At 60.6% G+C, this 14,837-nt stretch carries 10 protein-coding genes; 1 reads left to right on the plus strand and 9 read right to left on the minus strand.

All coding sequences use genetic code 11. The annotated features are described in order from the left end of the window. Positions 1 to 47: 47 nt before the first annotated feature. The 8 genes from tadA to treP all read right to left on the minus strand — a co-directional run bounded on the left by tadA (position 48) and on the right by treP (position 11,817). Complete coding sequence (gene tadA, locus ASC85_RS04345; RefSeq protein ID WP_057448404.1) at positions 48 to 545, minus strand: tRNA adenosine(34) deaminase TadA; 498 nt, start codon at positions 543 to 545, stop codon at positions 48 to 50. Further along, complete coding sequence (locus tag ASC85_RS04350) at positions 545 to 1,921, minus strand: multicopper oxidase family protein (RefSeq protein WP_057448405.1); 1,377 nt, start codon at positions 1,919 to 1,921, stop codon at positions 545 to 547. The genes tadA and ASC85_RS04350 overlap by 1 nt, the downstream gene beginning before the upstream one ends. Before the next feature lie 197 nt (positions 1,922 to 2,118). Then, entirely contained in the window at positions 2,119 to 4,098 is a 1,980-nt protein-coding gene (locus tag ASC85_RS04355) for a tetratricopeptide repeat protein (protein WP_057448406.1), read from the minus strand. Positions 4,099 to 4,397: 299 nt separating this feature from the next. Beyond that, positions 4,398 to 4,685 carry a PTS transporter subunit EIIB gene (locus tag ASC85_RS04360; RefSeq protein WP_057448407.1) on the minus strand — a complete coding sequence of 96 codons (288 nt, stop codon included), beginning with the start codon at positions 4,683 to 4,685 and terminating at the stop codon, positions 4,398 to 4,400. A 2-nt stretch (positions 4,686 to 4,687) separates the two neighbouring features. Then, positions 4,688 to 7,222 carry a phosphoenolpyruvate--protein phosphotransferase gene (gene ptsP, locus ASC85_RS04365; RefSeq protein ID WP_057448408.1) on the minus strand — a complete coding sequence of 845 codons (2,535 nt, stop codon included), beginning with the start codon at positions 7,220 to 7,222 and terminating at the stop codon, positions 4,688 to 4,690. A 72-nt stretch (positions 7,223 to 7,294) separates the two neighbouring features. Then, positions 7,295 to 8,518, minus strand: a complete 1,224-nt coding sequence (locus ASC85_RS04370) for a maltoporin (RefSeq protein WP_057448409.1) — start codon at positions 8,516 to 8,518, stop codon at positions 7,295 to 7,297. A gap of 144 nt (positions 8,519 to 8,662) precedes the next feature. Continuing rightward, a complete protein-coding gene (gene treC / locus ASC85_RS04375; protein WP_057448410.1) occupies positions 8,663 to 10,309 on the minus strand; it encodes an alpha,alpha-phosphotrehalase in 1,647 nt (548 codons plus the stop codon). A 65-nt stretch (positions 10,310 to 10,374) separates the two neighbouring features. Then, on the minus strand, positions 10,375 to 11,817 hold the full coding sequence (treP, locus tag ASC85_RS04380) for a PTS system trehalose-specific EIIBC component (protein ID WP_057448411.1): 1,443 nt from the start codon (positions 11,815 to 11,817) through the stop codon (positions 10,375 to 10,377). A gap of 245 nt (positions 11,818 to 12,062) precedes the next feature. Here treP and treR point away from each other — a divergent pair, with 245 nt between their 5' ends. Next, positions 12,063 to 12,767 (plus strand): trehalose operon repressor, encoded by a 705-nt coding sequence (gene treR / locus ASC85_RS04385; protein ID WP_057448412.1) that lies wholly within the window; start codon positions 12,063 to 12,065, stop codon positions 12,765 to 12,767. 734 nt (positions 12,768 to 13,501) lie between these two features. Here the strand turns inward: treR and ASC85_RS04390 are convergent. Further along, a complete protein-coding gene (locus ASC85_RS04390; RefSeq protein WP_057448413.1) occupies positions 13,502 to 14,788 on the minus strand; it encodes a hypothetical protein in 1,287 nt (428 codons plus the stop codon). Between the last annotated feature and the right edge of the window lie 49 nt (positions 14,789 to 14,837).

Genomic DNA, 14,837 nt, shown 5'->3' on the forward strand with positions numbered 1-14,837 from the left:
GGCAAGCCTTGCTCCCACAAAGGTTCACTCCCACAGGGGGGACGGTGTCAGTCTGAAGGTTTGGTTCTACGGGCCTTGAAGAACTCACTCAGCACGGTGCTGCATTCCTCGGCCAGCACCCCGCCCTCGTACATCACCCGATGGTTCAGGAAACCCTGGTTGAAGAACTGCCCCTGGCTCTGCACGATGCCGGCCTTGGGCTCCAGGGCGCCGTAGACGACCCGGGCGATACGCGAATGGACAATCAGGCCAGCGCACATGCTGCATGGCTCCAACGTCACATACAGCGTGCTGCCGGGCAGGCGATAGTTGCTCACCGCCTGGGCGGCGGCGCGGATGGCGACCATTTCCGCGTGGGCACTGGGGTCGTGGCCGCTGATCGGGCAGTTGAAGCCGCGTCCGATGATCTCGCCGTCCTGCACCAGCACTGCGCCCACCGGCACTTCGCCCAGGGCTGCGCCTTGTGCGGCGAGGGCCAGGGCTTCGCGCATGAAGTCCTGGTCGTGGCTGCGGTCGATGATCCTGGCAGGGCGAATCTGGCGCATCAAGCCACCTCGATGGCGGCCATCAGGCCGGTTTCCATGTGGTCGATCACATGGCAGTGGAACATCCATACGCCTGGATTATCCGCCACCAGCGCCACCTGCGCCCGCTCGTTCTTGCCCAGCAGGTAAGTGTCGGTGAAATACGGCACGACCTTGTGCCGGTTCGACGCGATCACCTTGAAGCTCATGCCGTGCAAATGGATCGGGTGCTGGTACTGGGTCATGTTCTTCAATTCGAAAATGTAGCTCTGGCCTTTCTTCAGCGTGGCGATCGGCCGGTCGGCGCAGGTCTTGTCGGTGATGTCCCAGGCCTTGCCGTTGATCTGCCACAGGCTCGGCGGCTTGCCATTGTCGACATTGACCGACACCGAGCCGACCCATTCGAAATTGAAGTTGAGTTTTTCGGCATTGGCCAGGTCCGGCTCGGACACGGGGTTGGGCGGCAGCGCCGGCGGCCATTGGCTCGGCGCGTCAGTGTTAGGCACCGAACGCAAGGTCCCCAGGCGCACCGGGCCATTGCGTAACGACAACTCTTCGCCGGCTGGCGGGGCCTTGATCGCCAGGCAAATGCGCATGCCCGGGCCGAGCCAGTATTCCTTGCCCAACGGGCGCGGTTCGATGGGGTTGCCGTCCAGTGCATAGATCTGCGCTTCAACGCCTGGGATGTTGATGCGATACGTCAGGGTGTTGTCCAGGTTGAGCAAGCGCACCCGGGTGATCTGCCCGGCCGGCAGGTCTATCACCGCTTGCGCCACGCCGTTGATGGTCGCCAGCCGGCCGGCCGTGCCACCACGCGCCGCTTCACGGGGAATGCTGAACGCGACGAACTCGCCCTGCTCGTCCACATGCCAGCTCTTGAGGCTCAGGGTCTGCTCGTATTTGAAGCCAGTGGGCTCACGCTCTTCGATGATCAACGGCCCCACCAACCCACGCCCGAGCTCTTCGCTGCTGTTGACGTGAGGGTGATACCAATAGCTGCCGGCGTCTGGCACGCGGAACTTGTAATCGAAATACTCGCCCGGCAGCACCGGCAGTTGCGAGACATACGGCACGCCGTCCATCTCCAGCGGCAAACGGATCCCGTGCCAATGAATGGTGGTGGCAACCGGCAGGTGATTGATAAAGCGTACCCGCAACCATTCACCCTGGCGCACCCGCAGCTCGGTGCCCGGCGCCGAGGGGCCAAACGCCCAGGCCTGGGTCTTGTGCCCGGCCACCAGCTCGACGTCCAGCGGCGCGGCGATCAATTCATAGTCGTGACCGGCCTCGGCATCGGCGCGCTTGCCCAACCAATACCGCGACGCACCTCCCGCACCCACGCCAACGACAACAAGGCCGGCCAGGCCACCGAGTATTTGGCGACGGGTAAAGGACATGAACGCAACCACCTATTGAATCCGCGACGAACCGTTGGGCCCGCAAAAGGCGAATACGATACACCCGCAGATGAGAAACGGTAAGGAAAGGAAGATGAAAAAAACGTGTGGTGGTTATTCCCAACGTTTTCCCGATAGGAGAATGAATCGAACGGTCAGCGTGCTTTTACACCGCGTGGCGTAAAAAAGCCGAGCGACTATTCGCTCACCCGCTCCAGCCAGGCCTTGTGCGCAGCACTTGTATCGTCGGGCAAGTTGCTCAGGTAAGCCTGTAGCTCTGCTTGCATACCGAACACCTTCCATATCAGTGGCGCCAAGCGCGATGCAGGGTTGCCCGCCTGCTCCAACTCGCGCAGCCACTGCAGGCTGCGCTCCTTGTATTCGACGAGTACGTCCGACTGGTAATCGTGGGCCTTGCCCAACCCGGAGATGTACATCAGCTTGGCGACTTCCACCGTGGGCCAATGAAGAGCCATGTTGAGCGGCCAGTCGAGCATGGCACGCTCACCCCACATCGCGGATTTAGGCATGCGCCCGTTCGCCAGCAGCGTCAACATGAAGGCCTGGCCCAGTTCGGTCAGGTAGACCGGCAGGACCTCGGCGGTGGGATGCAGGTAGAACGAATCCAGGGGCGTCTCGCGACTCAGGCCAATGCGGGCAAGCAAGCGCTGCTCAAGATCAAGTACCAGCGCACCGATATCAGCCTTCACCGCGCTGCCGCTTTCGGTAGTTTGCCTGGTGCGGGTCGCGCAGTCCCAGAGGCTCAGGGAAAGCTGCCATTGGGCTTGATCACCCTCACCCGAACAGCCGATCTCGCCGGTGATGAAGGACTTCATCGCCGGCGGCACGATATCGAAAAGCGCTTGGCCGTCGGCTTCACACCCCGATAGCACCGGGCCGCCGCCTTCCACGATTTGGATATAGCAAGTGCCTACATGGTCGCTCCAGTAGTGCACGGCTTCGGCCAGGTAGAGAGGAATCGCGCGCGAGAAGCGTCCCAGTTCATCCTCCCGTTGCGATTCGGCGCGCTCTGCCCCGTCTGTGCTTTTGGACAGCGCGAAGAAACCGATTTGCGATGCCCCTTCCGGTTTCTGCGCGAAGAACCAATCGGCGTTGCGCAAACCGTAGTGCCAGATCGGCTGGCTCAATGCCAACGTCGCGAACTGCAGGCTTTCAGGATCCACCGGCACGCCTTGGGCGTCCTGCTTGTGCATTTGCTGGAAAGCTTGGGCAAACTGGTCGAGTTGGCTTTTGATCGGCGCAAAACCCAGGGCATACAGGCGGGCGAGCAGCGCCTCGCCTTCGGCCGCTTGGCCAAGTTCCTGATAGGCGCGCAGCAAGTTGATACCGGCCATGGGGTCGTGCTTGTGCTCATCGTAGACGGGCTCGACCAACTCGATGATCAGTGGAATCTGGCCGTTGTTACCCAAGTCGCCCGAGATCATCATCAGCGCGCTGCCGTCGAACGTACCCGCCGTCAGCACCTGCGTGTAAAACACACGTGCCGATTCGACGTCCTTCTGTTCCAGGCAATGACGCGCCAACCACAAGGGCGCACGCCAACTGCCGGGTAACGCAGCCACGGTACGCAGCGCCTCGAGATAACCCGCCTCGCCGGCCTTCTCCCGCTGAATGGCCGCCCACCACAACAGGCCATTCTCTTGATTCGGGTCGGCCTGGATCGCGAGCCAAAGCGTTTCATCGGCAAGCGCCTGCTCGCCTCGATCGCTGAAGACCTTGGCCAGGTTGGTCAGCAAGGTGCCCGTCGCGCCCACTTTCGCCATCCCCGTGCGCAGCGCGTTTTCGGCGGCATCGAGTTGGCCGTTCTCCAGCAGCACAATGCCCTGGATGACATGGCTGCGCTCGGGATTGCTGTCGATCTCGACCAGTTGTGCCGCGGCCGGGATCAAGTCAGCGACAAAACCATCATTCAAACCCGAGATAATCAGGCTGTAGAGCTCGTCGGCAGAATTCCATTTCTCTCGCAGGTTTGGCAGGAAGACGTTGTTGCGCCACTCGTTGCGGGTGATCTGCATCTCGCGACCGTAGCTGTCGTAGACCGTGATCAACTCACTCTCGTCCGGCTGGGGCGGTGGCGCGTCAGTGTGCGCGGAAGAAACCGGTGTCGACGTGCTGGATTTCTTGCCGCTCAGAGCGGACAGGATGCGTTTGAACATAAGGGCAGTGACACCGTTTCTGAGTTTGTCGGCACGGTGTTCTTGGGATGGAAGTTTGCAGTCTTGTTGTGAGCGGCCGACAGCTTTGCGCATTCACGTGCAGAGAGCGACGGACAAACGTGGACAAGCCAAGAGCAACGATGGGGAAGGTGGCATTTAAGCACAATTTAAAACCCGACTTTGCGCAGAGCCTGGGCACAGACGCCTGGGAAACGCCTATCCCCTGTGGCGAGGGGATTTATCCCCGATGGGCTGCACAGCAGCCCCCGGAGCCGTTATCGCCATGTGCCCGCTTCGGTTCAGCCTTGCAAGCCGGTGATCAGATGCACCACACCGTTGTCCAGCGTCATCACGCCTGCCACACCGGCGGCACTCAAGCCCATCCGGTCGATCCGCGCCACATCCCGCAGTTCCACCCGCAGTCGCGTCAACGCCACAGGCTGATGGGACTTGAGGTTTTCCGCACCGCCCAACGCGACGATGATGGCCGGCGCCAGTCCATCTACCGAGGCCGGTCGCTTGGGTTCTTCCGGTACCAGGTCCGGGGTCAGGGCTTTCCAGAATGCCTGTTGCAGTTTATCGAACATGTTCAATGCTCCATGGCCAGGGTGGCCGGGGTGGCCGTGGATGAGTGAATACGCAGGAGGTCACGCACCTGCTCGGCGCTTTCCTGGCCCAAGGCCTGTTGAGCCAGCGTGCGGCACTCGCTCAGGTTCCATTCACGCACGCAGGCCTTGATCGCCGGAATCAGCGGCACACTGACCGATAGCTCATCCACGCCCAACCCCAGCAACACCGGCACCGCCAGGGGTTCCGATGCCAGCGCACCACACACCCCGACCCATTTGCCATGGGCACGGGCGGCCTCGACCGTACGGGCGATCAGGCGCAACACCGAGGGATGCAGGCTGTCGGCCTGGCTGGCCAGGCGGGGGTGGTCACGGTCCATGGCCAGGGCGTATTGGGTCAGGTCGTTGGTGCCGATGGAGAAAAAATCCACTTCTGGGGCGAACAGGTCGGCCATCAGCGCCGCCGCCGGCACTTCGATCATGATGCCCAGCTTCGGCGCCTGCTCGAGTCCCAGGTGGCGGACCTCTTCGTCCAGCATTTGCCGCGCCAGGCGCAGCTCCGCCAGTTGCGTGACCATGGGCAGCATGATGTGCAGCCGCGCCAGCCCCGAACAGGCGAGAATGGCCCGGAACTGTTCACGCAACAACTGGGGGCGCTCCAGGCACAGGCGAATACCGCGCATGCCGAGGAAGGGATTGGCCTCATGAGCCATCGGTACATAGGCCAGCGGCTTGTCCCCGCCCACGTCCAGGGTACGTACCACCAGATTGCGCTCCGGCCCCAGGGCCCGGGCGACGGCGCTGTACAGGGCCGCTTGCTCGTCATGGCCAGGGGGGTGCGCGCGATCCAGGTAAAGCAGCTCGGAGCGCAACAGCCCGACCCCTTCGCCGCCCAGGCTCATGGCCTGCTCCACGTCCCGCAGCGACCCGACATTGGCACTGACCTCGACTCGATGACCATCAAGGGTACGCGCCGCCTGGGCCGATTGTTCGAGGTCACGCTGATGTCGCTGGCGCTGCCGGTCACGAGTGGCGTGGAATTGCTCGACCAGGGCTTGATCCGGGTTCACGTGCAATTCGCCATTGTCGGCGTCCAGCAACACCCGGGTGCCGTTATCCAGGGCCAGCACGGAGTGCGCCACGCCACACAACGAGGGCAGGCCCAGCGCACGGGCGAGGATCGCGACATGGCTGGTGGCGCCGCCACCCACGGTGACAAAACCGGCGATGCGTGAAGTGTCGAGGCTGGCGGTCTGGGACGGCGTCAGTTGCTCGGCCACCAGGATCGCCCGTTCAGGCAGGTTCCAGGCGTTGTCCTGAACCCCCAGGATCAGCTTGAGCACCCGTTGCCCGACATCGGCCAGGTCCGCTGCGCGCTCGGCCAGCAAAGCGCTGCCCAATTGCTGGAACAGCGCAGCACTCGCCTCGGTAGCGGTCCTCCAGGCGAATGCCGCGCTCTTGCCCTCGGTGATCAAGGCTAGGGCCTGCTCCAGCAAGGTGGGGTCTTCCAGCAACTCTTGATGGGCGCGAAAAATCTGCGCCTGAACGCTGCCCGCCGCCTCGTCCTGCAACGCTTTCAAGGCTTGCGTCGCTTGCTCCAGCCCTTGATCCAGGGCGGCCTGCTCAACCTCGATGCCGGCCCCCGCCTCCTCGATCGCCAACACCTGGGAGGCGACCTGGACCACTTCACCAAACGCCGAACCGGGCGACGCGCAGACACCCCGTAGCCGACCGGGTATCGATGGCTCGACCGTGACGGTCGGCGCCGGCGTCAGCGGCGCTTGCACCGTTTCGCCGCACCCCGACAACAGCAACTGTTCCAACGCTTCGATGGCCTGTCCGGCCTGAGGGCCGGCGGCGCTGATCTGCACGCTGTCGCCCTTGGCCGTCTGCAACGCCATGATCGCGACCAGTGATTTGCCGTTGGCGCCGGCTTGCTGCTTATGCAGTTGGATATTGGCATCAAACCCCTTGGCCGCCTGGGCGAACACCGCGGCAGGACGGGCATGCAGGCCACTTTCATTGGGCACGATCAGCGGCTTGGAAAACAGCACCGAGCCCTGCTGCGCCTCGTCGACTGGCCCTTGTTCCGTCGGGCACACACGCAACAACGGAGCACCACTCTCGATACAGCTCGCCCCATCCCCGAGCAGGCTGAAGGGCTCGCCGCTGACCACCAGCATCAGCGTCAACAGACTGCGCGCATGCAGGGCAATGTAGTCGGCATCGAAATCGATCAGCGGCTGGCCGGCCTCGACCCGTTGCCCCATGGTCACCCGCGAGGTGAACCCCTTGCCCGCCAGATTGACCGTATCCAGGCCAATATGCATCAGCACCTGGACGCCGTTGTCAGCGGTGACACTCACCGCATGGGCGCTGTCCTGAAGCGTGCCGATGACACCGGACAGCGGTGCGCAAAGGGTCTGCGAGGTCGGATCGATGCAGATGCCATCCCCCACCACACGGCTGGCGAAGACCGGGTCCGGCACGCTGTCCAAGGGCATCAAGACCCCGGACAGCGGTGCGAGCAATTGCAAAGGTTGCGTTGTGTTCATGAGACTTCACCTGCTGCTGTCTGTTCTTTTTGGCATCGCGGGCACGCAGAGAAGCGACCCGCGCTACACGGGTCATTTCCACCAGTATTCGACCTGCAGGCCCACGTTGGAACCATGTCGCGCACCGCCAAATACACCGGTGTCCGACAGCGCCGAACCGGCTGCCAGTTCATTGGCTGCACGCTTGGCCGCCTCGTTCCAACTGGCGTAGGTGTAGTAGAGGCGGATTTCCGGGCGAGCCCAGAATTCCGGGCCCTTGGGCGACCAGGTGGGCGCAAAGGTGAATTTGCTCAGCTTGCGTGTTCCATCGCTGGCCTGAACCTGGTCATGGCCCAGTTCGGCCACCAGCTTGAATTGATCAGTGATGGCGTACGCCGGGCGCACCCCCAACGACAGCCAGTTCTGGTCGGCGCCATCGGGGCGGATGTCCTTCTGGTACACCGCCTGCACCTGCCCGCCAAAACGCGGCGTGACCTGCCAATCGAAAAACTCCACCAGACGATAACTCTTGTTGCTGTCGTCCAGCCCGGTATCGCCGGTATAACCGAGCCCGGTGCCGGGCCCCTCGCCATATTGCAAGGCCAGTTTATTCTTCCCACCCAGGAAGTCCTGCTGCACATGCTGGGCGGTCAAGGCCCAGCCGCGATGGGCGTCGCGACGGTCCGCCCGGTCAATGAAGCTCAGACCAAACTCCAACTCGCCACCGGGGTTGGCCTTGAAACCGGCGACGTTGAAGTCATGCCGATTGACCGGGTCTTTCTGGTAGAGGTTGTCCTTGCGCGAGAAGGCGTAGCTGTATTTCAACCCGCCGATCAAGACGTCCTCGATCCCGCCACCGGTAGCACTCTGGTTCCAGTAGTAGAAATCCGAAATATGGATGTCGTTACGTTTGTAGTAACGCCGACCGGCCCACAGCGACCCGCCATTCAGGCTGGGCATGTTCGACCATTGGGCATACATCTGCGGCATGCGTGCCGAGCCGTTTTCACCTTGGAAAGTCGGCGTGCGGTCATAGCGGTTGTACAGCGACGCCATGCCGTCCACGCTCAACACCGAGCCATCGTCGAGGGTGAAAAGATCCTGGCGCAGTTCCAGTTCCCCGTACTGCTCGCATTCATTGCCCAACCGATATTTAGTCTGCGCCCCAGGCAACTGGAAGCAGGATTGGGAACGGCCATTGGTCGCACTGCCGACGCCGCTGCGCAGATAGCCGGAAAACTCCAGGGCCTGAACCGGGAACGGCAGCGCCAGGCAGATACAGGACGCGGCAAGGCCACGGTTTATTATTGTTTTCATACGCCTCTCCATTATTTCTTATTGTTTTTTTTGCTCCATGACTTCCCCCTTGGCCGCCATTTGGCTGACGACAAAGGGCCCACGATGCGTCTGGCGCAACGTGTTCGCTGTCAGGCATTGCCTGGGTCAGGGGAAGTTTTTTATTCAGTCGCTCAGGTGCAACACAAACGACTCGTAGGGCCGCAAGCGCAGCCGTCGGTATCGGTGTTCGCCGGCCTCGTAGTTGCCGATCACCCAGCGTTGTTTCGTGCCATGGCTGAGGATCCCTTCGGGCAGTTCCACCTCGCAGTCGCCCCCATAAAAATGGCTGACCACCAACAGGCGCTCGCCCTGCCCTTCGCGCAGGTACGCCCACACGTGTGGATGTTCGGGCAGTAGCAGGCGGTAGACGCCGTCCTGAATCAAGGCTTCGCTGCGGCGCAAGGCGATCAATTGACGGTAGTAATGCAGCACCGAGGTCGGGTCTTGCTGTTGCTGCTCGACGTTGATGAACGCGGCGTTGGCGGGCACGCCGATCCAGGGTTCGGCCCGGCTGAAACCTGCGTTCGGCCCGGCATTCCATTGCATCGGCGTGCGCCCGTTGTCACGGGACTTCTGCATGATCGGCGCCATGGCGTCGGCCTCCGACACCCCGGCGTTGCGCTTGAGGCGATAGATGTTCAGGGTTTCCACATCGCGATACTGCTCGATGCGTTCGAAGCCCGGATTGGTCATCCCCAACTCCTCGCCCTGGTACACGAACGGAGTGCCCTGGAGAAAGTGCAACGCCGTGGCGAGCATCTTCGCCGAAGGCTCGCGGTACTCGCCGTCATCACCGAACCGCGACACCACCCGCGGCTGGTCATGGTTACACCAGAACAGCGCATTCCAACCGTCACCGGCCTGCATGCCGACTTGCCAGTCGGACAGGATGCGTTTGAGTTCGAGAAAATCGAAATCGGCCCGCACCCACTTTTGCAGGTTCGGGTAATCCACCTTCAAGTGATGGAAATTGAACGTCATCGACAGTTCACGGGACGCCGGGCACGAATAACGAACACAGTGTTCGAGGCTGGTGGACGACATCTCGCCGACGTTGATCAGGTCGAACCCCTCGAAGACTTCCCGATGCATTTCCTGCAGGTAGCGATGCACGTTGGGACCGTCGGTGTAGAAACGCCGGCCATCGGTATGGTCGTCAGGGAAGTCGGCCGGCTTGGAGATCAGGTTGATCACATCGAGACGAAAGCCGCCCACTCCCTTGTCCCGCCAGAAACGCATCATCTTGAACACTTCGGCGCGCACCTGGGGGTTGTCCCAGTTCAGGTCGGCCTGGGTGTGGTCGAACAGGTGCAGGTAGTACTGGCCGGTCTGCGCTTCGTACTCCCAGGCCGAGCCGCCGAACTTGGATTCCCAGTTGTTCGGCTGGTCCCGCCAGATATAGAAATCGCGGTACGGGTTGTCGAGGCTGCTGCGGGCGGCCTGGAACCAGGGGTGCTCGATGGAAGTGTGATTGACCACGATGTCGAGCATCAGCTTGATACCGCGCTTGCTCGCTTCGGTAATCAATAATTCGCAATCGGCCATGGTGCCGTAGCTGGGGTCGATGGCGTAGTAGTCGCTGATGTCATAGCCGTTGTCCCGTTGCGGCGAACGCAGGAACGGTGTCAGCCACAGGTAATCCACACCCAGCCAGTGCAAGTAGTCGAGCTTGTCCACCACCCCCAGCAAATCACCGGTGGCCTGGCCGCCATGGCTGTAGAAACTCTTTGGATAAATCTGGTAAATCACTGAGCGTTGCCAGTCTTGCATGGCGAGATTCCTTCATTCTGTTTGGTACTGGCCCTGCGGGCCACATTGCGGGCGGCTCCCACAGGTCAGGCCACCCGATACCCCGGCCGGACGATCTTCATGCTCAACGCGCAGGTCAGGGCAAAGGGCACGCTCATGGCGATGACCATGCCGACCACGAACATCGGTATGTAATCGGGCACGATCGAAATGAAACCCGGCAGGCCCCCGACACCAATCGCCGAGGCCTTGATCTTGTTCAGCGACAGGAAAATGCAGCCCAGGGCCGAGCCGGCCAGGGCGCAATAGAAGGGGAATTTGTAGCGCAGGTTGACGCCGAACATTGCCGGTTCGGTGATGCCGAAATAAGCGGAAATCGCTGACGTGGACGCCATGCTCTTGTCCCGCGCATTGCGGGTCATGTAGAACACCGCCAGCGCCGCGCTGCCCTGGGCCAGGTTGGACATGACGATCATCGGCCAGATGAACGTGCCGCCCTGGGTCGAGATCAGTTGCAGGTCCACCGCCAGGAACATGTGGTGCATGCCGGTCACCACCAGCGGCGCATAGAGCAGGCCGAAAATCGCCCCGCCAATCACCGGCGCCAGGTCGAACAGCGCCACCATGCCTTCGGTAATCAGGATGCCCAGGTGCCGGGTGACCGGACCGATGATGGCAAGGGCCAGTACACCGGTGATCACGATGGTGGTGATGGGGATCACGAGCAACTGGATGGCGTTGGGCACCCTGGCCCGCAACCATCGCTCGATCACGCTCATGACATAGGCCGCCAGCAGGATCGGCAGGATCTGCCCCTGGTAACCGACTTTCTCGATCCGGAACCAGCCGAAGATGTCGAAGTACGGCAGGCTCTGGCCTTCCAGCCCCGCCACGGCCTTGCCGTAGTTCCAGGCGTTGAGCAGGTCCGGGTGGACGAGCATCAGGCCCAGCACGATGCCAAGGATCTCACTGCCGCCGAAACGCTTGGCCGCCGACCAGCCCACCAGGGCCGGGAGAAAGACAAAGGAGGTATTGGCCATGAGGTTGATCAGGCTCCAGACGCCATCCAGGTTCGGATAGGCATCGAGCAACGTCTGCCCGGCGATGAACATGCCCTTGGCGCCCAACAGGTTGTTGACACCCATCAGCAGGCCGGCGATCACCAGGGCAGGCAGGATGGGCATGAACACATCGGACAGTACCCGCACCAGGCGCTGCATGCCGTTGCCCTTCTGCGCGCCCTGGCGCTTGACGTCGGCAATGGTCGCGGCAGCCAGGCCCGTCAGCTCGCGCAGGGCGGCATAGACCTTTTCCACCTCGCCCGGGCCGATGACCACCTGGAACAGGCCACCGGTAAAAAACGAACCCTTGACCAGGTCGATCTGGTTCAGCGTGGCACTGTCCACCCGGGCCGCGTCCTTGAGGGACAGGCGCAGGCGCGTCACGCAATGGGCCGCCTGCTCGATATTGTCGACGCCACCCAAGCTTTGCAGCAGCTCGCTGGCGATTTTGGAGTAATCGTGGCTCATGCTTTTTTCTTCCGCGTCATTCTTGTTATTGAGAGTCGACAGCACGTGGAAGGGAAAGTACTCGTCTGTACGAGTTAAATCAACAACTCGTACAGACGAGTTTTGTTTTTGTTTATGATGAGCCCCCGAAAAACCGGGAAACGTCCTACGCTCCTGTCGTCAAATGATGACAGCCGAATGGACAACTCCCCCACTTGGCCCGTAAGGTTCCGCCCCGGTGAACAGCGCGGTACAGAGCCCTCTCCATGAGTAAATACAACCAGATCTACAACGATCTGCTGACCAGCATTACCACCGAACGCCTGGAGCGAGGCGCTCGCCTGCCCTCCGAAACCGAACTGATGGACAGTTATCAGGCCAGCCGTGGCACGGTGCGCAAGGCCATCGAGCAACTCCAGGAGCGCGGCTTCGCCCAGAAGATCCATGGCAAGGGCACCTTCGTGCTGTCGACCCAGCCCATCGAATTCCAGCTCGGCGGCATCGTCAGCTTCCAGGAGACCTACCCGCGCCTGGGCAACGATGTCAGCACCGAAGTGGTCGAGTTCAGCCAGTTGCCGTTGGAAGGAGCGCTGCTCGAACACATCAAGGCCCCCGCCGGGAGCCCGATCACCCGCATCAAGCGGGTCCGACGAATCGACGGCAAGCGTGTGATCCTGGACATCAACCACTTCGTCAGCGACGTGATCCCCGGCCTGACCCGCGACATCGCCGTGCAGTCGATCTACGCCTTCATCGAACAGACCCTGCACCTGCAGATTGCCTACGCCCAGCGCACCATCGAAGCAGTCCGCTGCGGCAAGGACGATCAGCAACACCTGGACCTCGACGGCCAGAGCCATGTGATCGTGGTCAGCAACCAGACCTTTCTCCAGGACGGCCGGCAGTTCGAGTACACCGAATCGCGGCATACGCTGGACAAGTTTTATTTTTCGGATGTGGCGCGGCGGTGAAGTCAGCCTAGATGACGGCCTTCATAGGCCGTGATCGAAAACTGTTGCGCGCATCCAGCCAAGCCTGGACACGTCCACGTTGTCGGAATCCCGGTTCAGTGACTCTCCAAGGCGGTCACCCAACCAACTCAGCACCAGCGCGGCCACATTGGTCAGGTCGCAGCATGGGTACATGGGTGTACGAGGAGCATTACTTGGAACGCGGCGGCGTTTCGCGAGGCATGCCGGCGACATTCACTGCTGTGAGCGACGGACAAGCGAGGAACAACGATGGGGAATCGGCGCGTAGCAGATGGGCACAGGCCGCTCGGAACCACCTCTACCCCTACGGCGAGGGAGCTTGCTCCCGCTAGGCTGCGCCTGTAGGAGCTGTCGAGTGCAACGAGGCTGCGATCTTTCCCCTGACACTTGAATCTCAAGCGAAAGATCAAAAGATCGCAGGCTTCGCCAGCTCCTACAGAGCCCAGCGGGAGCAAGCTCCCTCGCCACAATTGCGATCACGATTCATCAGTCGAACTTGATCAAGTCCTTGAAGATCAGTTGACCCCAGCTATTGCCGCGCGCCTGCACAAGCAGCCACCTTCCGAAAGCCCGCCCAGCTTGATCAGCGCGAAACCGAGACTTTCCGCAAGCGCAACCGGCTATTTTAGAGCATGCCTGAAGAATGACTGGCTGATTGCGCCGGAACTACGTCGAGACTCGGCGCAGGCGATATCGCATTCAACATCGGCTGGCTATCCCTGCAGCTGGAAAACAAAAGACACACTTCCTGGTGCCGGGTCGGTATTCATACTGCCTGTTACAACAATGGCGTTGTTGTTTTGCAATGCCATCGCAACATTGGATACATCTTTACCCAAGTTAATGGGTATCCAGCCCTCGCCATTGAAAGTGGGGTCCGGCTTCCCGTTTGGCAGAAAGCGACCGACAATTATTTCCATCACGTTCCAGGCCAACAGGCCACAGGTAACGATGCGAGCGTCTGGCTGAATCGCGCAACCTCGCCAGAACGAGCCTTTGTTGTCCACGATGGGTTGAATCACCGGTTGGCCCTCGTTGAACTCCATGTCCTGAGTCCCGTCTCGGTTGAGACTCACTAACATGCCGCGTGAAGCGAATACTGCTTCGCGTACCCCAGTACCTCCACAACCCAGCAGCTTTGAATTCTTTTGCAGGACAAATTTATCGATTTCCCCGGAGCCTTGAGTATCGAAGATAAAACCATCGGCGCCAAAATCGATGTCAAGTTCTCCACTCATGTTGACACGAGCCCAGGCTCTTAGAACTCCGCGTGAGCTACTTCCCAAGTACCCCGCCAAGTAAAGGTGTTGGTCGATGATGAGTGCCTGCGTCAAGACAGTATTGTACTCGGGATGTTCAATGACAGCGGTGCCGTTGTTGCCGAACTCCTTTATGAAATAGCCCTGTTCATCAAACTGCATGATGAGTGTCAGGTTTTTTTGGTTGTGTATTCCCTTCATGGCGACAAAAATATTTCCATTATGAATAACGCATGACAGTCTTGGATTAATGTGGAGGTAGTCAGGGGTTGAGTCTTTCTTCACTATAAATTCGGGCAGCTTAATATCTTGGTAGTCAAAGACAGGCACAAGATGCCCGGAAATGCCGAAACTTTGATCCAGTGTTCCGTCGGGCTGGTAGCGAGCGAGCCCAAGCATGATTGGGCCAGAGGAATAGTTTTGAGTAAGGCCTACGAGAAGGATTTTTCCATCGGGTAATACGGTGATATTAAACCCCATGGAGTAAGCGTCAGGCATAAAATCGTTGGTGACCGATTCTCCATTATTGAAATCCTGATTTCTGGTGCCGTCAGGATTTAGGGCGGTGATGAAATAGCCGCCCCTGGCGCTGCCCACTGCGCCAGCTACGTATATTTTTCCTTCCGGGTCGATGGTGACGACGTTCGAGACATCGCCAGGGATAACCACGAGCTTGCCATCGTTGAATGCGGGATCGAAATCACCGGGTTGTAGTGGCTCGGTTGTTTTATTGGAGTTCATGTCTATCCCCTCCCAGTGCCATGCGGATGTAGAAGCAACCCAACTTCAT

The organism is Pseudomonas sp. Root401 (genome assembly GCF_001425105.1).
GTDB classification, from domain to species: Bacteria; Pseudomonadota; Gammaproteobacteria; order Pseudomonadales; family Pseudomonadaceae; genus Aquipseudomonas; species Aquipseudomonas brassicacearum.